Origin of the sequence: Rhizobium sp. RU35A (assembly GCF_900156005.1) — a bacterium.
GTDB lineage: Bacteria > Pseudomonadota > Alphaproteobacteria > Rhizobiales > Rhizobiaceae > Neorhizobium > Neorhizobium straminoryzae.
Window position 1 is genome coordinate 349763 of record NZ_FTMR01000006.1, and the last position, 18300, is coordinate 368062.

The 18300-nt window shown below is 65.0% G+C and carries 16 protein-coding genes; 13 read left to right on the plus strand and 3 right to left on the minus strand.

All coding sequences use genetic code 11. The features are described 5' to 3' along the window. Positions 1-144: 144 nt before the first annotated feature. The 8 genes from F3H95_RS15850 (at position 145) to F3H95_RS15885 (ending at position 8243) form a co-directional block, all read left to right on the plus strand. A complete protein-coding gene (locus tag F3H95_RS15850; protein WP_143126344.1) occupies positions 145-1227 on the plus strand; it encodes an ABC transporter permease in 1083 nt (360 codons plus the stop codon). Then, a complete protein-coding gene (locus F3H95_RS15855; RefSeq protein WP_143126345.1) occupies positions 1227-2003 on the plus strand; it encodes an ATP-binding cassette domain-containing protein in 777 nt (258 codons plus the stop codon). The genes F3H95_RS15850 and F3H95_RS15855 overlap by 1 nt, the downstream gene beginning before the upstream one ends. A 277-nt stretch (positions 2004-2280) precedes the next feature. After that, complete coding sequence (locus tag F3H95_RS15860; protein ID WP_244618031.1) at positions 2281-4134, plus strand: ABC transporter ATP-binding protein; 1854 nt, start codon at positions 2281-2283, stop codon at positions 4132-4134. A gap of 11 nt (positions 4135-4145) precedes the next feature. Next, on the plus strand, positions 4146-6041 hold the full coding sequence (locus tag F3H95_RS15865) for an ABC transporter ATP-binding protein (protein ID WP_143126347.1): 1896 nt from the start codon (positions 4146-4148) through the stop codon (positions 6039-6041). Positions 6042-6103: 62 nt separating this feature from the next. Further along, the gene (locus F3H95_RS15870; protein ID WP_149746698.1) at positions 6104-6283 is read left to right on the plus strand and encodes a hypothetical protein; all 180 of its coding nucleotides are present in this window, start codon (positions 6104-6106) and stop codon (positions 6281-6283) included. An 87-nt stretch (positions 6284-6370) separates the two neighbouring features. Beyond that, positions 6371-6763 (plus strand): group II truncated hemoglobin, encoded by a 393-nt coding sequence (locus tag F3H95_RS15875; RefSeq protein WP_149746699.1) that lies wholly within the window; start codon positions 6371-6373, stop codon positions 6761-6763. Beyond that, positions 6760-7137 (plus strand): DUF423 domain-containing protein, encoded by a 378-nt coding sequence (locus F3H95_RS15880; protein ID WP_149746700.1) that lies wholly within the window; start codon positions 6760-6762, stop codon positions 7135-7137. The genes F3H95_RS15875 and F3H95_RS15880 overlap by 4 nt, the downstream gene beginning before the upstream one ends. Positions 7138-7262: 125 nt before the next feature. Next, a complete protein-coding gene (locus F3H95_RS15885) occupies positions 7263-8243 on the plus strand; it encodes a sensor histidine kinase (protein WP_188134395.1) in 981 nt (326 codons plus the stop codon). 48 nt (positions 8244-8291) lie between these two features. On the opposite strand, the gene F3H95_RS15890 is transcribed toward F3H95_RS15885, so the two are convergent. Next, positions 8292-8936 carry a TetR/AcrR family transcriptional regulator gene (locus F3H95_RS15890; protein WP_143126352.1) on the minus strand — a complete coding sequence of 215 codons (645 nt, stop codon included), beginning with the start codon at positions 8934-8936 and terminating at the stop codon, positions 8292-8294. A 204-nt stretch (positions 8937-9140) separates the two neighbouring features. Here F3H95_RS15890 and F3H95_RS15895 point away from each other — a divergent pair, with 204 nt between their 5' ends. Both F3H95_RS15895 and F3H95_RS15900 read left to right on the plus strand, forming a co-directional pair. Next, positions 9141-10427 carry an MFS transporter gene (locus F3H95_RS15895; RefSeq protein ID WP_149746702.1) on the plus strand — a complete coding sequence of 429 codons (1287 nt, stop codon included), beginning with the start codon at positions 9141-9143 and terminating at the stop codon, positions 10425-10427. Positions 10428-10495: 68 nt separating this feature from the next. Continuing rightward, on the plus strand, positions 10496-12967 hold the full coding sequence (locus F3H95_RS15900; RefSeq protein ID WP_149746703.1) for a glycoside hydrolase family 3 C-terminal domain-containing protein: 2472 nt from the start codon (positions 10496-10498) through the stop codon (positions 12965-12967). Positions 12968-13057: 90 nt separating this feature from the next. On the opposite strand, the gene F3H95_RS15905 is transcribed toward F3H95_RS15900, so the two are convergent. After that, positions 13058-13285, minus strand: a complete 228-nt coding sequence (locus F3H95_RS15905; protein ID WP_143126355.1) for a YdcH family protein — start codon at positions 13283-13285, stop codon at positions 13058-13060. A gap of 68 nt (positions 13286-13353) precedes the next feature. Here F3H95_RS15905 and F3H95_RS15910 point away from each other — a divergent pair, with 68 nt between their 5' ends. Beyond that, on the plus strand, positions 13354-14310 hold the full coding sequence (locus F3H95_RS15910) for a hydrogen peroxide-inducible genes activator (protein WP_280177846.1): 957 nt from the start codon (positions 13354-13356) through the stop codon (positions 14308-14310). Between the two features lie 89 nt (positions 14311-14399). On the opposite strand, the gene F3H95_RS15915 is transcribed toward F3H95_RS15910, so the two are convergent. Continuing rightward, positions 14400-15851: an aldehyde dehydrogenase gene (locus F3H95_RS15915; protein WP_143126356.1), complete on the minus strand. Its 1452-nt coding sequence runs from the start codon at positions 15849-15851 to the stop codon at positions 14400-14402. 311 nt (positions 15852-16162) lie between these two features. On the opposite strand from F3H95_RS15915, the gene F3H95_RS15920 reads away from it, so the two are divergent. Continuing rightward, entirely contained in the window at positions 16163-17080 is a 918-nt protein-coding gene (locus F3H95_RS15920; protein WP_143126357.1) for a helix-turn-helix domain-containing protein, read from the plus strand. 213 nt (positions 17081-17293) lie between these two features. After that, a complete protein-coding gene (locus F3H95_RS15925; protein WP_149746704.1) occupies positions 17294-18262 on the plus strand; it encodes an alpha/beta fold hydrolase in 969 nt (322 codons plus the stop codon). Positions 18263-18300 lie beyond the last annotated feature (38 nt).

An 18300-nucleotide genomic window follows, 5' to 3' on the forward strand; every position in this document is an offset into this window, starting at 1 on the left:
GCCGCCCTTCTGCCAAGCCACCCGCGACAGAGCCGGTCTGGCCGCATCCCGATTGGAATTGTCAATTTCATCGCCGGCCATGACGGGACGGAAAGTTCCGGTCGGCCCTCGCATCCTCGAGTGAGGAAAAAGGGAGGAAAATCAATGAGCGAGCCCCAAGCCGCATCCAAACCCCATCTCGAATACGAAACGGTGCTTTCGAAGAGTTCGACGCAGATCGCCCAGTTCGACACGCACGACAAGACGCCGCTGCAGAAATTCCAGCACTTCCTGCATTCGAGTCCGGCGGCTGTGCCGCTGATCGTGCTGCTCTTGTCCGTGGCGATCTTCGGCACGATCCTCGGCACCAAGTTTTTCTCAGCCTTTTCGCTGACCCTGATCCTTCAGCAGGTTGCGATCACCGGCATCATCGGTGCCGCGCAGTCGCTGATCATCCTGACCGCCGGCATCGACCTTTCGGTCGGCGCGATCATGGTTCTCTCCTCGGTGATCATGGGCCAGTTCGCCGTCAATTACGGGATTCCGGCACCGCTCGCCATTGTCTGCGGCTTCGTGGTGGGCGCGCTGTGCGGCTATATCAACGGTATCCTGGTTGCCCGCGTGAAGCTGCCGCCCTTCATCGTGACGCTCGGCATGTGGCAGATCGTTCTGGCCTCCAACTTCCTCTATTCCGCCAACGAGACGATCCGCTCGCAGGACCTTCAGGCCAAGGCACCGCTGCTGCAGCTTTTCGGCGAGAACATCCGCATCGGCGGCGCCGTCTTCACCTATGGCGTGATCGCCATGGTGCTGCTCGTGCTCGCGCTGTGGTATGTCCTGAACCGCACCGCCTGGGGCCGTCATCTCTATGCCGTCGGCGACGACCCTGATGCGGCAGAACTTGCCGGCGTCAACGTCAAGGGCATGCTGATTTCCGTCTATACGCTCTCCGGCGTCATCTGCGCGCTGGGCGGCTGGGCCCTCATCGGTCGTATCGGCTCGGTTTCGCCGACCGCCGGCCAGTTCGCCAACATCGAATCGATCACAGCGGTGGTCATCGGCGGCCTGTCTCTGTTCGGCGGGCGCGGTTCCATCCTCGGCATGCTGTTCGGTGCGCTTATTGTCGGCGTCTTCCAGCTCGGCCTGCGCCTCATCGGCACCGATCCGCAGTGGACCTACATGCTGATCGGCCTTCTCATCATCGCCGCCGTTGCAATCGACCAGTGGATCAGAAAGGTAGCAGGCTAATGGCACAGGAACCCATCCTCTCCGCCCGCGGTCTCATCAAGCGCTATGGCAAGGTGACAGCCCTCGATCGTGCCGACTTCGACCTCTATCCTGGCGAGATTCTTGCCGTGATCGGCGACAATGGCGCGGGCAAATCCTCGCTGATCAAGGCCATCTCGGGCGCCGTGACGCCGGATGAAGGCGAGATCACGCTGGAAGGCAAGACGGTCAGCTTCCGCTCCCCGATCGAGGCCCGCAAGGCCGGCATCGAGACCGTCTACCAGAACCTCGCTCTGTCGCCCGCGCTCTCCATCGCAGACAACATGTTCCTCGGCCGCGAGATCCGCAAGCCGGGCGTGCTCGGCAAGGTGTTCCGCTCGCTCGACCGGGCCGCGATGGAAAAATTCGCTCGCGAAAAACTGTCCGAACTCGGCCTGATGACCATCCAGAACATCAACCAGGCGGTGGAGACCCTGTCGGGCGGCCAGCGCCAGGGTGTTGCTGTGGCGCGCGCTGCCGCCTTCGGCTCCAAGGTGATCATCCTCGATGAGCCGACGGCCGCACTCGGCGTCAAGGAAAGCCGCCGCGTGCTGGAACTGATCCTCGACGTGCGCTCGCGCGGCATCCCGATCGTGCTCATCTCGCACAACATGCCGCATGTGTTCGAAGTGGCCGACCGCATCCACATCCACCGTCTCGGCCGGCGCCTGACGGTCATCAATCCGAAGGACTATTCGATGTCCGACGCGGTTGCCTTCATGACCGGGGCAAAGTCCCCGGAGCCTCTGGCCGCCTGATCCCGGGCGCCCGGACCCTTGGGCCGCGTCGCATGACGGATGCGGTGCGGCCCCTTTCCCCGCAGAAGCTCGCGGGCGTGACCATGTTTTAGGCGGTCAACGCAACAGCGTTCACCTTTCTCGCCCCTTTTTTGATATTTGTGAAAAGATATCACTTCCGATTCCATCAGAATCGGGTTCCAATGCGCTTCCCTTCGGAGAGTTTCCGCCTAAATTTTCACCGGAAAAGACCGCCTTCTGGTCCATTGCCAGGGCGTGCTGCATTGGAATGACGACCGTGACACCCCAAGCTTCGAGCGGCGCCGCACCGGCGGCTGCTTCCCTTGCCCATGTCAAAGCCGCCGGCTGGGGCAAGGGCCTGTCGATCCTCACCCGCATCACCGTGATGGCCTTCCGGCATCCCTGGCAGTCGGGCGCGGCCATCGGCGCCACCTTCATCGCCTCCGCCTTCCAGCTGATGATCCCGCGCCTGCTCGGCCAGGCGATCGACGAGGCACAGGGCATCGGGGCGGGCGGATCGCTGGGCGTCGCGGCGCAGGACGCGCTGCTGGCAACCGCGCTCCTGCTTCTGGGCGCCAGCGTGCTGCGCGGCCTGTTCACCATGGTGCAGAACTATTACAGCGAAGCGGTCGGCCACCACATCGGCTACGAACTGCGGCTTGCCTGCTACGAGAAGATCCAGCGCCTTTCGTTCAGCTTCCATGACGGCATGCATTCCGGCGACCTCATCACCATCGGCCTTCTCGATCTGGAGGGCGTGCGGATGTACTTCTCCACCGCGCTCGTCCGCATGATCTTTCTCTCGGTACTGATCGGTATCGGCGCCTATCTGCTGATCTCCACCGATGTGCTGCTCGGCCTTCTGGCGCTGAGCTTCGTGCCCTTCGTCGGCTGGCGCTCCTCCGTGGCGCAGCTTCGCCTGCGCGCCACCTGGCTCGACCTGCAGGAACGCCTGCAGGTGCTGACGCGGGTGATGGAGGAAAATCTCGGCGGCATTCGCGTGGTGCGCGCCTTTGCCGCCCAGGCGCATGAAATGGAAAAGTTCGAGACGGCGTCGCTGAGCGCACTGACGCTCGCCCACCAGCGGGTCGGCATCCGGGTCGCCAATACCAGCGCGATGACGCTCTCCTTCTTCGCCGCCATGGGACTCGTGCTGTGGGTCGGCGGCACCAAGGTGATGGCCGGCGAGATGACGGTCGGCACGCTCGCCTCCTTTCTCACCTTCATGACCATCCTGCAGATGCCGGTGCGCCAGCTCGGCCTGATGGTCAATGCCTTTGCCCGCGCCTCCACCTGCGGCGCGCGCCTGTTCGGCCTGCTCGATCTCGACGTTGCCATCAAGGACAAGCCGAAGGCCCCGGCGCTCATCGTTCGCGAGGGCACGCTGCGCTTCGACAATGTCGGCTTTGCCTATCCCTCCGCACCGGACAACCGCGTGCTGGACGGCATCAGCTTCGAGGCGCGGCGCGGCGAGACGATCGGCATCGTCGGCCCGCCGGGCAGCGGCAAGTCGACCATCGCCCATCTGATTCCGCGCTTCTACGACGTCACCCAGGGTCGCATCACCATCGACGGGCAGGATATCCGCGATGTCACGCTGCAATCGCTGCGCCGTTCCATCGTCGTCGTGCCGCAGGACAGCTTCCTGTTCACCACCACCATCGAGAACAACATCGCCTATGGTGACCCTTGGGCGCGGGAAAACCAGATCGCACGGGCCAGCGAAAGCGCGCAGCTGCACAATTATGTGCTCGGCCTGCCCTCCAGCTACGGCACCGTGGTCGGCGAACGCGGCGTGTCGCTCTCCGGCGGCCAGCGCCAGCGGCTCACCATTGCCCGCGCGGTGATGCTGAAGCCCGCCGTCATGGTGTTCGACGATTCGACGGCCGCCATCGACGCGGCCACCGAACAGCGCATCCGCGGCGCCATGCGCCGTTATGCCAGCGACCGCGTGACGCTGATCGTTGCGCACCGGCTCGGCTCGCTGATGCATGCCGACCGCATTCTCTTCGTGGAGAACGGCCGGATCGTGGAAGAGGGAACGCATCAGCAGCTGCTGGCGCTGGGTGGCCGCTACAAGGCACTGCATGACCTGCAGATCCGCCCCGGCGACGATGCGCTGGCCGGCTGAGGGAGGACGACATGGCCGAGGAAATGGAAACGGAACGCGCCGACGTGCGCGAGGATGGCCGCCGCCCGCCCCGCGCGGTGGTGGGCTCGCACCGCATCGAGGAGGAAATCTTCGGCAAGGTGTTCGACCGCAACATCATTGCCCGCATCTGGGATTTCGTGCGCCCCTACAAGAAGAAGGTGGCGCTCGCCGTGGTGGCCGTACTGGTGTTTACCGCCATGCAGCTCGCCATTCCGCTGATCATCCGCCACGCGATCGACAACGGCATGCAGCCGGGCGGCGACCGGGCGGCGCTCGTGTCGGCGATCATCGCCTTCGGGGTGGCGATCCTCGTCAATTTCGCCGCGAGCTATGCGCAGGAAACGCTGGTCGGCAATGTGGCGGAAGACGTGCTGTTCGATATCCGCCGCGCCATGTTCCACCATCTGCAGCGCGTCTCGCTGTCCTTCATGGACAAGACCGAGGTGGGCCGCCTGATGTCGCGCCTGCAGGGCGACGTCAATTCCATGCAGGAATTCCTGGAAACCTCGGTTCTCTCGGTCGGCGACATCACACTACTGATCGGCATCGTGGTGGTGATGCTGTACCTCGATTTCTACCTCGGCCTGCTGACCCTGTCCGCCCTGCCGATCCTGTTCATCGTGCGCCTGTTCTGGCTGCCGGTGGCGCGCAAGTCCTTCATGGCAGCACACGAATCGAATTCGGTGGCGAGCGGCGCGCTGGCGGAAGCCATTCATGGCGTGCGCGCCGTGCAGGGCATGGATCGCCAGGCGGTCAACTTCACCCTGTTCGACGACAAGGCCCGCACCAACCTCAACAACCACCTGCACGCCGCACGCCTCGCCCAGGTGATGGTGCCGATCGTCGACACGCTGACCGGGATTGCCATGGCGCTCGTCATCGTGGTCGGCGGCGCGCGCGTGCTGAACCAGGCGCTCGATGTCGGCGTGATGGTGGCCTTCCTCTTCTACATCCAGCGCTTCTTCGACCCGATCCGCTCGCTCACCCTGCAGTATTCGGTGATGCAGCGGGCCATGGCCTCCGGCCAGCGCCTGACTGATGTGCTCGACGTGCGCGTCGATATCGAGGACAAGCCCGATGCCAAGGTGCTCTCGCCCGACATGGACGGCTCGGTGGAATTCCGCAACGTGGTGTTCGGCTATAATCCGAAGCATCCCGTGCTGAAGAATGTCAGCTTCCGCGTCAATCCGGGAGAAACGGTGGCGCTGGTCGGACCGACGGGCTCGGGCAAGTCCAGCTGCATGTCGCTGATCCACCGTTTCTACGAGGTGCAGCAGGGCGCGGTGCTGGTCGGCGGTCATGACGTGCGCGACCTGACGCAGGAATCGCTCGGCCGGCAGATCGCCATGGTGCTGCAGGAACCCTTCCTGTTCACCGGCACCGTGTTCGAGAACATCCGCTATCACAAGACCGAGGCCACCCGCGAGCAGGTGATCGAGGCGGCCAAGGCGGTTGGCGCGCATGATTTCATCATGCGCATGCCCGACGGCTATGACAGCCTGCTCGGCCAGCGCGGCGGCAATCTGTCGCTCGGCCAGCGCCAGTTGATCAGCTTTGCCCGCGCGCTGGTGGCGGATGCGAAGATCCTGGTGCTCGACGAGGCGACCGCCAATATCGACAGCTATACGGAAATGCTGATCCAGAAGGCGCTGGTCAAGCTGCTGCAGGGCCGCACCGGCCTCGTCATCGCCCACCGGCTGGCGACCATCCGCGAGGCGGACCGCATCATCGTGCTGCAGAACGGCGAGCTGATCGAAAGCGGCAATCATGCCGAGCTGATGCGCAACGACCGGCTCTATGCCCGGCTCTACAACCTCAACTACGCCTCCTTCGACGACATTCCGGAGGATGTCATCGACAAGGCCGCAGTGGCGAGCACGACCTGAGCCTGCCGCGGAACCATCGCGCCCGCCCTCCGTTTCCCTCGGGACAACCGAAGGAGACAACGATGACCGTGAACAGCAAGCCGGAACGTGCCGTGGGCGAGGAAACGGCACCCGCGACGCGCCGTCAGGGCACCATTCCCGCCGGTCCTGACGCCCGCTCGAAGGTCGATCCGGACAAGACCCCCGGCACCGGCGCCCTGCCGGCAACCGATGCCAGCGAGATCGATCCGGGCTCGGAATAACCATACCCGCCGCCCTGCGGCGCCTTGACCGCTTGCGGCAAGGCGCCGGCCCGTCTAGACCTCCTGCGAAGCAGAACGGGACGGGACATGAGCGGCGAAACCATTACGCTGTATGAAGCGATCGGCGGAGACGAGACCGTGCGGGCCCTCACCCGCCGGTTCTACGAGCTCATGGACACGCTGCCCGAGGCGGCGCGCTGCCGCGCCATCCATCCGCAGGATCTCAGCGGCAGCGAGTCCAAGCTTTACGATTATCTCACCGGCTATCTCGGCGGCCCCCCTGTCTATGTGGAGAAATACGGGCATCCGCGCCTGCGCGCCCGCCATTTTGGCGCGCCCATCGGCGCGGCGGAGCGCGACGAGTGGCTGCTCTGCTTTTCGCGCGCCATGGAGGAAACGATCGCCAATCCCAAGCTGCGCGAGATCATCTGGGCGCCCGTCGAGCGGCTGGCCCAGCACATGCAGAACCGGGAGGAATGAGCATGCGCGCCCTCGACAGTCTTCGCCCGCTGATCCTGATGCTCTCCGGCTTTCTCGGCGCAAGCGGCGTGGTGCTGGCAGCGGCCGCCAGCCATGGAGGCGACGCCCACCTTCTCGGCAATGCCTCCACCATGTGCCTTGCCCATGCGCCGGTGCTGCTGGCTCTTTATCTCGGGCATCGCATGGTTCGCACGGCAACGCTTGCCGCGCTGGTGCTCAGCCTTGGTACGGTTCTCTTCGCCGCTGATCTGGTCGTTCGGCATCTTGGCTCTGCCGGCCTCTTTCCGATGGCCGCCCCAAGCGGCGGTCTGCTGATGATCCTCGGCTGGCTGATCGTTGCGGCCGGCGCCTTTTTTCGCACAGAAAGCGAGTAGAAGCCCCGGCAAGCAATCCTGCCTTGCGTCAGCCTCGGGGCACGCAAAATGGCTAGGATCTGTTGCCATGCGACGTCTAGGAATTTCGAAACGTTCGAATATTCTGACGGCGTTCGGAGATGAGGATGGGCCAGATCAAGATCCAGGTGGGGGACTCCTGGTGGATGTTGCTGATACCGCGCAGGCGGCCGACATTGCTTGTCGGCCAGCTGATCGCACTTGGCTGCGCGGCAATTGCGATCGGGCTGTGGTTCCTGCTCAGATCCGTTCTGCTCGGTGCGCCCTTCATTACATTTTTTCCGTTCATCGTGGTGGCCACGGCCTGGGGCGGGCGCGCCGGCGGCATGATGCTGATGGTCTACGGCGTGGCGTTTGCCATCATCGTGTGGCTGACCATCCGTCAGGTCGGACTGCCGAGCGCGCTTCTCTCCTCCACCGTCTTTACGCTGTTCGGCGCGCTGACGGTGGGAATCATCCATGCCATGCATGTGCTGATGGCCGCCCTTGAGAAGGCCGAGGCACAGGCGGAGGTGCTGGCACGCGAGATGCGCCACCGGGTGGGCAACATCATGCAGCTGGTGCAGGCGATTGCCCAGATGACCGCGCGCTCCTGCAACGATCTCAGTGAATTCATGCCGCGCTTCGAGGGGCGCATGCGGGCGCTTTCAGAGGCGCATCGCATGTCATCCGGCCAGAATGCCATGCCGAACGATCTGGAGGCGATGCTGCGCATCCTGCTTTCCGCCTATGATCCCGAGCGGCTGCGACTGATCGGCCCCGCCTGCAGTCTGGATGCCGACACGGCCCCGCGGGTGGCGCTGGTGATCCATGAACTCGCCACGAATGCAGCAAAATATGGCGCTCTTTCCGTGCCTTACGGCGTGGTGCGCATCGAATGGCAATTGCTGCCGGAAACGCTGGAACTTGTCTGGCGCGAAGAAGGCGGTCCCCCGGTCAGCGCGCCAACCCGCAAGGGATTCGGTTCGCGGTTGATTACGGCAAGCCTTGCGCCCGGAGGCGGCGCGGCCGAACTGCAGTTCGAGCCGGCGGGGCTCCGGTGCACGTTGCGGCTGCCGCGACCGGTTGCGCCAGCAGCAAAGCTGTGACCCCTATCGACGGATCGGATCGCAGAGGCGTTCAGCCGCCGGTGGAATCTACCCGAGGGCGATGTCGGCGATCAGCCGATCCACATAGGCGCGGAAGATTGCCACCATGTCGATCGCATCCGGCGCCCTCAGCCACAGCATCTGCAGGCCGTCCATCATCGAAATCAGCTCGGCGGCCAGAGCCCGCGCATCGACATCCGGACGGATCTCGCCACTCTCGATGCCACGCTGCAAGGTCTGTGAAAGGCTGAGGCTCACGCTGCGGACGCGATTGCCGAACCAGCCGGCGGCTGGATGATCCCGCGTCAGGCTCTCGGCATTGAGGATCGCAAAGGTTCGCACCACACCCGGGATATGCGTATTGGCCTGCACCACCTCGACAAGCGCAGACAACAGCGCGCGCCAGGAGAGATCCGGCCCTCCCAGTACCTTCACGCTCTCCAGATCGCGCCGCTCCAGAATGGCGAGGAGCAGATCCACCTTGGTGGGAAAATAGTGGATGAGGCCCGGCAGGGAGAGGCCCACCTCCTGGGCGATGGCAGCAAACGAGGCGTTCTGATAGCCGTCATCGGCGAACTGCCGCATGGCCGCCTGCAGGATCTGCTCGCGCCGCTCTTCACCCTTGGGCGATTTGCGCCGCTTCGGTGGTGCCGCCTGCCCGGCCTTCTGCCGGTTCTGTCCCGTGCCGTCCATTCGGCCTTCCTCGCTCGCTCTCTCGTTCTTTTATTCGGAATTCAGAAAACGGCAACAGCAGCGAATGGCGGTGATGCCTGCGTCATTTGCCGGCCTTCCTTGTTCCACCCGCGACCCCGTGGCCGATTGACTCTTTAAAAATACCGATTACGCGGTAGGTTTAACAGCTATCACCGTGCGTGACAGCGTCGTGGAGGATTTTTCATGTCTTTTTCGCATACGCAGGGCGTTGCGCCGGCGGGCGCGGTCGCCGCCAAAGAGGGCGACGAGGTCAGCCTTACCTTCATCATCGGCTATGCTCTGGCGAGCCTCGGCTTCTATGTGGCTGTGATGACGCCGGTCGCGATGACGCTTGCGATCCGCGTCAACGCCATCGATGCCGCCGGCAAGGGCGCAAGCCTCGGCGCCATTCTGGGCGCCGGCGCGCTCTTCGCTCTCTTCGCCAATCCCGTTTTCGGGCAGCTCTCCGATCGCACCCGCAGCCGTTTCGGCCGTCGCAAGCCCTGGATGATCGGCGGCGTACTGGTCGGCAGCCTGGCACAGCTGGTGATCGCCTATTCCTCCAGCCTTCTCGTCATCGGGATTGCCTGGTGCCTTGTTCAGGCCGCCTATAATGCCATGCTCGCCGCGCTGGTGGCCGTCGTCGCCGATCAGGTGCCGGAGCGTCAGCGCGGCCTGGTCTCGGCGCTGGCCGGAATGTCGGTCTACGTCGCCCTTTTGCTCGGCAGCGCCATCATCGCGCTCACCGGCACCCACGGCACCACCATGTTCCTGCTGCCGACCGCCATCGGCCTCGTCGCTGTCGGCGGCTTCTGCCTCGTCCTGAAGGACCGACCGACCGATCGCGATACGCGCCCGCAGGCGCCGCTTCTGCCGGAGCTTGCCGGCAGTTTCTGGGTGAACCCGGTCAAGCATCCCGATTTCGGCTATGCCTGGCTCAGCCGCTTCCTCGTCTTCTTCGGCTTTGCGGTGCTGACCTCCTACCAGGTCTATTACCTGATGGACCACCTCAAGGTGCCGCAGGAGCGGATCGGCGACATCATGTTCGTCTCCACCCTGATCACCACCGTCTTCGTCGTCGGCTCGTCCTTCGGCTCCGGCTATCTCTCCGACCGGCTCGGACGCCGCAAGGCCTTCGTGCTGGCCGCTGCCATGACCTATGCACTCGGCATCGCCATCATCATCCTCGCCGGCAGCCTCACGGTCTTCTATGCCGGCGTCGCCGTCGCCTCGATCGGCTTCGGCGTCTACATGGCCGTCGATCAGGCACTGGTGGTGGATGTGCTGCCGGACCGCGAGACGCATGCGGCAAAGAACCTCGGCGTCCTCAACATCGCCAATGCCGTGCCGCAATCGATCGCGCCGGCGGTGGCGCCGCTGCTGCTTGCGATCGGCAATGCCGGCGAAAACTATCCCGCGCTCTATGCCGCAGCCGCCTTCAGCGCCTTCCTCGGTGCGCTCGCCATCGCGCCGGTGCGCGGCGTGCGCTGACCCTCGTTCCTGGTCCGGCGGCAGGATCGATCCCCGCCGGACGCCCCCATTTGACCCCGGAGGACTGCATGATTGACGAGCTTCTGAACACGATGACGCTGGAAGAGCAGGTATCGCTGCTGGCCGGCGCGGATTTCTGGACGACCGTGCCGGTGGAGCGGCTCGGCGTGCCGAAGATCAAGGTCTCGGACGGGCCGAACGGCGCGCGCGGCGCGGGCTCGCTGGTCGGCGGAGTGAAGGCTGCCTGCTTTCCGGTGGCGATCGCGCTCGGCGCCAGCTGGAACCCGGCGCTCGTTGAACGAATGGGCGTGGCGCTGGCCGGCCAGGCGAAAAGCAAGGGCGCCTCGGTGCTGCTGGCGCCCACCGTCAACATCCATCGCTCCGGCCTCAACGGCCGCAATTTCGAATGCTATTCGGAAGATCCGCTGCTGACCGCCGAACTGGCGGTCGCCTATATCCAGGGCGTGCAGTCGCAAGGCGTCGCCGCCACCATCAAGCACTTCGCCGGCAATGAATCGGAAATCGAGCGGCAGACCATGTCGTCGGACATCGACGAGCGGTCGCTCAGGGAAATCTATCTTCTGCCCTTCGAGAAGGCGGTGAAGACCGCCCGCGTGATGGCCGTGATGTCCTCCTACAACCGGCTGAACGGCACCTATACCAGCGAACATCCCTGGCTGCTGACCGAGGTTTTGCGGCAGGACTGGGGGTTTGACGGCATCGTGATGTCGGACTGGTTCGGCTCGCATTCCACCGCCGAGACCGTCAATGCCGGCCTCGATCTCGAAATGCCGGGGCCGACCCGTGACCGCGGCGAAAAGCTGGTGCAGGCGGTGAAGGACGGCGAGGTTGCGCCCGAGACGGTGCGCGAGGCCGCCCGCCGCATCCTGACGCTGCTTGAGCGTGTCGGCGCCTTTGAGCAGGCGCCGGATCTCTCCGAACACGCGCTCGACCTCCCGGAAGACCGGGCACTGATCCGACGGCTCGGCGCCGAAGGCGCAGTGCTTCTGAAGAATGACGGCATCCTGCCGCTGACAAAGACTTCGCTCGAACAGATCGCTGTGATCGGCCCGAATGCTGCCGAGGCAAGGGTTATGGGGGGCGGCAGCGCCCAGATCAACGCGCATTACCGCGTCTCGCCCCTGGAGGGCATTCGCGCGGCGCTGTCGAATGCCAACAGCATCCGCCACGCTGCCGGCTGCCGCAACAACCGCCTCACCCGCGTCTTTTCCGGCGAGCTGACGGTGGAATATTTTGCCGGCACGCAGTGCCAGGGCATGCCGATTGCCACGGAACGCAGCGAAAAGGGCGAGTTCTTCTGGTTCGACCTGCCGCATGCCGCACTGAAGCTCGATGACTTCTCGGTCCGTGTCACCGCCACCTTCCGGGCCGAAGAAGGCGGCGAGCATGTGTTCGGCATGACCAATGCCGGCCTTGCCCGGCTCTATCTCGACGGCGAGCTGGTGGTGAACGGCGATGACGGCTGGACGCGTGGCGAAAACTATTTCGGCACCGCCAACACGGAGCTGCGCACGCCGGTGATGCTGGAAGCCGGCCGCACCTATCGCCTGACCGTCGACTATCTGTCGCCACCGCCGAAGGAAGAGGGAATCACCATCACGGCGCTGCGCTTCGGCCTCGAAAAGCCGCTCGGCGACCAGGCGATCGAGGACGCCGTCGCGGAGGCCGCCGCCTCGGATGTCGCCGTGCTCTTCGTCGGGCGCGATGGCGAATGGGATACCGAGGGCCTCGACCTGCCGGATATGCGCCTGCCCGGCCGCCAGGAGGAACTGATCGAACGGGTGACTGCGGCCAATCCCAACACTGTCGTGGTGCTGCAGACCGGCGGTCCGGTGGAAATGCCGTGGCTCGACAAGGTGCGCGGCGTGCTGCAGGTCTGGTATCCGGGCCAGGAACTCGGCCATGCCGTGGCCGATCTGCTGTTCGGCGATGCGGAGCCCGGCGGGCGCCTGCCGCAAACCTTCCCGAAACAGCTTGCCGACAATTCCGCAATCACCGGCGATCCCGCGATCTATCCCGGCCAGAACGGGCATGTGCGCTATGCGGAAGGGGTCTTCGTTGGTTATCGCCACCACGACAGCCGCGGCGTGGAACCGCTCTTCCCCTTCGGCTTCGGCCTTGGCTACACCCGGTTTGCCTGGAGCGAGGCCCGCGCATCAGGAAAGGACATGGGTGCCGACGGCATCACCGTGGAGGTGGATGTCACCAATATCGGCGACCGGCGCGGATCCGACGTCGTGCAGCTTTACGTGAAGCCGCTCTCCTCGGCCATCGAGCGGCCGGAGAAGGAGTTGCGCGCCTTTGCCAAGCTGGAACTCGGGGCCGGCGAAACCGGGACGGCGCGGCTCACGATCAAGCCCCGCGACCTCAGCTATTTCGATGTCGAAGCCGGAGCGTTCCGCGCCGAGGCCGGCGACTACGACGTGCTGATCGCCGCGAGCGCCACCGATATCCGCAGCCGCATTGCCATCCGCAATCCGGCCGTCTGGCTGGCAGCAGCCTCGGACCGCAGCATCTGACCTCAGGCAGCAGGCGCGGGCGAGACGGCATGACCGCCTCGCCCGCAGCGCAGGGCAAGCGTTACGGCGCACTTCCTGCGCATTTCCCGGTCACGGAACCGCAAAGCCGGGGTTCAGCCGGCGACGCCGCACCACGACCAGCGGCTTTCCAAGGCGCCCGGCCCGTTCGAGAAATTCGATCTGCTCCCGGATGCGAAGCCTGATCTTCTTGAGTGCCATGATGCGCAGGCCATCCGGTCTCCTTGCGCGCTGCTCATGGTCGATCTTGTCGTCAATGACGGAATGCCGAGCTTTCAGGGCCTTCAGCAGGGGGTTCATCGCGTCGTCTCCTTTCTGACAGAAAGACTATGACGCATCAGGATCAATAGCTCCAATTCATTGACAGAATGATCCTGATAGTTACTGTCTATCGCATGCCCTATCGCCCGACCCATCGACAGCTGGAATATCTGGTCGCGCTGGAAACCACCCGCCATTTCGGCCGCGCGGCGGAGATGTGCCATGTCTCCCAGCCAACGCTCTCCGTCCAGATCGCGCTTCTGGAGAAGCAACTCGGCGTCAGCCTGGTGGAGCGCACGCCGGGCGCCATTGCCATGTCGGCGATGGGCGAAGAGATCGCCGCCGCCGCGAAATCGGTACTTGCCACGCTGGACGAGATCGTGACGCTCGCGTCTGCCGGTCGCGACAATCTCGGCTCACTGATCCGGCTCGGCACCGTCCCCACCTTCGGCCCTTACTTCCTGCCGCACTTCCTGCCACAACTGCACCGGCTCTATCCGTCGCTGCGCATGCATGTGCGCGAGGAGCGGCCAGCGCTGCTGGAGGAACAGGTGCGCACCGGCGTGGTCGATTGCGCGCTCGGCCAGCGCCCGCAGGACGAGGAAGCATTTCTCTTCGAGGAGGTCTGCGTCGAGCAGATCTTCCTCGGCGTCGCCGGCAACCATCCCCTGGCAAGCCGCGAATTCGTGAAACTGAAGGATCTGAAGGGCGAGCCGCTTCTGACGCTGGGACGTGGTCATCGGCTTCTGGAAAACGTGCGCGAACTCGCCGCACTCTCCGGTGCCACCATGGCGGAAAACTATGAGGGCACGAGCCTCGATGCGCTGCGCCAGATGGTGTCGATCGAAATGGGGCTCTCGCTGTTTCCGGAATTCTACGCGCGCTCGGAAATCATGGCCGATCGCGGCCTCAAGCTTCTGACCATCCGCGACTGGCCGGCCCGGCGCGAGATCGGCTTCTTCTGGCGCCGCAGCAGTGCACGCAGCCCGCATTTCCGGCAGCTGGCCATGCTGGCCCGCAAGACGGCCGCCGATCATCTCGCGATACGGGCCGCAGCGCCCTGATCGGACCCTTCACAGAGAATGCCTGAAAAATGGAAAAGGCGGCCGCTGATCGCGACCGCCCTCATCGTCAGAAACCGGCGAAATCCCGATCAGATCGGGTAATGCAGGTGGCCGTCCTGGATGGTGATCCAGCGCAGTTCGGTGAACTCGTTGATGCCGGCCTTGCCGCCGAATCGGCCATAGCCGGAGGCCTTGGTGCCGCCGAACGGCATCTGCGCCTCGTCATGCACGGTCGGGCCGTTGATGTGGCAAATGCCGGATTCGATGCGGCGGGCCACCGCCATCGCCCGGTTGACATCCTTGCCGAAGACAGCCGCCGAGAGGCCATATTCGGTGTCGTTTGCCACCCGCACAGCTTCATCGACAGAGCCGACCCGCACGATGCTGGCGACCGGGCCGAAGCTTTCCTCGCCATAGATGCGCATGGCAGGCGTGACGCGGTCAAGCAGGATCGCATCGACGATCGTGCCCTCGATGCGGCCGCCGGCCACCTGCACGGCGCCCTTGGACACGGCATCGCGCACCAGCTGGTCGAGACGCTGTGCGGCATGCGCATCAACGACGGAGCCAAGCGGGGTATCGCCCTTGCCGGGATCGCCGGCCTTCAGCGTGGCAACCTTGGCGGCGAGGGCCGCGACGAACTGGTCGGCGATCCTGTCATCGACGATGATGCGCTCGGTCGACATGCAGATCTGGCCCTGGTTCATATAGGCGCCGAAGGCAGCGGCCGCGACGGCCTCATCGAGATCGGCATCATCAAGCACCACGAAGGGCGCCTTGCCACCGAGTTCGAGCAGCGCCGGCTTCAGATGACGACCGGCGGTTTCGGCGATGATGCGGCCGACGCGGGTCGAACCGGTGAAGTTGACGCGACGCACCGCCGGATGGGCGATCAGCGCTTCCACGATCTCGCCGGCATCTTCCGGCGCGTTGGAAATGGCATTCAGCACGCCTTCCGGCAGGCCGGCCTCATGCAGGGCATCCACGATCAGGCGGTGCGTGCGCGGGCAGATTTCCGAGGTCTTCAGCACCACCGTATTGCCGCAGGCAAGCGGCAGCGCGATGGAGCGGACGCCGAGAATGACCGGCGCATTCCACGGCGCCATGGAGAGGATGACGCCGGCCGGCTGGCGCACGGCCATGGCGAGCGTGCCCGGACGGTTGGACGGGATCACCTCGCCGCTGATCTGGGTCGTCATGGAGGCGGCTTCGCGCAGCATGTCGGCGGCCAGCATCACGTTGAACATCGCCCAGCCGGCAGTCGCCCCGGTTTCGGCAGCCATGGCGTCGACGAAGTCCGGTGCCTTGGCCTGCAGGCTGTCGGCAGCGGCCATCAGCACCTTGCGGCGGGTAGCGGGATTGGTGGCAGCCCAGGCCGGAAACGCTGCGGCGGCGGCATTGGCGGCAGCGCGCGCATCTTCCACGGAAGCTGCAGCCACCTTGGTCGCCACCTCGCCGGAAATGGGGTTCAGCCGCTGGAAGCTGCGGCCGTCGATGGCCTCCACTTCCGCATTGTTGATCTTGAAGCCGAGAACGGTCATGGTTTTTCCTCTGTCTCTTCCCGAAACTCTGTTGCCAATCCATCATGCGCGACTGACAGGCCGCGGCGCGGCGAAGCCGACGCCACGCGATCGTTCCAGTCCAGCCGAACGGCCGGACAGGGATCGTCACTCTGCAATCTCGTTCACGATGGCCTCCCAAAACCCGTTACGGGTTTCAGACCGTGTCGCATGGGCAATCTCCTCCTCGCACCGCGCATCACGATGAGACAACAGTAGCGCCATGCCCCGGGCGACCAAATAGACAATTACAGGAGAAACTTGTACTTTTCACGGGATGGAGGGACAGCTGCATGCCTGAGACGATTCGCAAAACGGCAGAGCCTTCGGTAGCAGAGGCGCAACCCGCCACATCCACTGATGCGCAGTTGTTCGGCGGCGCGCTGTCGCGGACCGAATGGAGCCTCAGGGGCCATCGCAACCGTCTCTTCGTGCTGTGCGCCGGAAGCGGCCAGATCCGGCTCTCGCGCCGCGCCCAGCCGATCTCCCAGCCACTCACCGGGCCGTGCCTGCTCTGGCTGCCGGCGGGCGAACAGGGCGTGCTCACCATTGAGGCCGGCGGCGACGGCGGGGCGCTTGCCGTTCCCGATCCGATGCTGGGCGCGGCCATGCCGACCGGAACGGCCTATGCACCGGTGCGCGACGCGATCTCGCGGCCCGTTCTCGGCACACGCCTGACGCTGACCGTCGCCCGCCGGCTGACCGCCACCATCGGCATCATCGGAGAGGAGGCCGCGGCCGGCAACGGCCTTGCCGGCGCAGACGAGGCGATCCGCCACCATCTGGCGCTGGTGCTGATCGCGCTGTGGCGTGTCGCGGCTCCGCTACCGGCCCAGCCGCGCCCCTCACCGCGCATCATCGTGCGCAGCTTCGTGCAGCTGGTCGATGCGCATATGCGCGAGCACTGGACGGTGCCGGATTATGCTGAGGCGCTGGGCGTCACGGCGGACCGGCTGAACACCGCCGTGCGCCGCGCCACCGGCCGCACGCCGGTGGATTTCATCCATAACCGGCTTGCCGCCGAGGCCGCCATCCTGCTCGACGGCTCGCCGCTGCAGATCGCCGAGATCGCCGATGCGCTGGGTTTTCGCGATGCCGCCTATTTCAGCCGCTTCTTCAAGAGGATGGCCGGGCTTTCGCCGCGCGCCTATCGGGAGGGCCTGTCGCAACGGCGGACGCTCGCCGAAACGAGTTATGCCGCCTGGCCCTGACAGCCTGACAGCTCCCTGCGACCACGGCCCAGCAACCACGACGCGGCAAGCACCGCCTCAGACCAAGGGCGAACTTGGCGGCGACCTGCGGCTTGCCTAGAGTTGAGCGGGGGAACCGAACCCCCATGCAGACAGGTGAGAGCGAGAGCCCCCGACTCTGTCTGGCTCACACTGGACAAAGCCGAGTTCGAGGGCCGCCGGGAGGATGTCAGAATGGACGCGTCACAGACAGGCGGCGACGCACCCGCACGACTGCCGCATGGAGCCGGCCGCCCCGTCCGCTTTCCGGCAACGGACGGTTATCCGCTGGGCGGTTTCCTGTGGCAGGCGGAACGGGCAGAGGCGCCACCACGGCCGGTGGTCGTCATCACCTCCGCCACTTCGGTGCGGTGCCGCTACTATGCGCGCTTCGCCGCCTATCTGTTCGAGCACGGCTTCGACGTTTTGACCTATGATTATCGCGGCATCGACCAGTCCCGCCCCGCCCGCCTCCGAGGCTTTGCGGCGGACTGGGCGGATTGGGGCGAGAAGGATTGCGAGGGCGCGCTGCGCTTTGCCGCAAATCACTTCGGCCCGCGGCCGATCTCGATCGTCGCCCATTCCATCGGCGGCTTTGCGCTGGGTCTCGCGCCGTCGACGCAAGGCGTGCAGCGGATCTTCACCGTCGGCGCGCAATATGCCCACTGGCGCGATTATGCATCGCAGCCGAAATATCGCATGCTGTTGAAATATCATGCCGTGATGCCGCTGCTGACCGCGCTCTTCGGTTACTTCCCCGCCAAGCGGCTCGGCTGGATGGAGGATACGCCGGCGGGCGTCGTGCGCGACTGGAGCCGGATGCGCGCCCGCTTCGAAGATACGATCCGGCCCGGTCGCAGGATCGATGGCCGCCGCGAGGCAGACATGTTGAAGGACCGCATGGCGCGCATCACCGCGCCCATTCTCGCGGTTGGCCTCAGCGACGATCCGCATGGCACGATCCCGGCCGTCGGCAGGCTGCTCGCTTATTTCAGCGCCAGCGAGCGAACCCACCTGCATCTCAATCCCGCCGACATCGGCCATCGGGCCATTGGCCATTTCGCCTTCTTCCACGACCGCTTCCGCGACACGCTGTGGCCGCTGGCGCTCGCCTGGCTTGAGGACGGCATCGTGCCCGAACGCTTCCGCCATCGTCTGCTCTGACCGCGAAACCCGCCGCCGGCCTTCGATGAGCAAGCAGG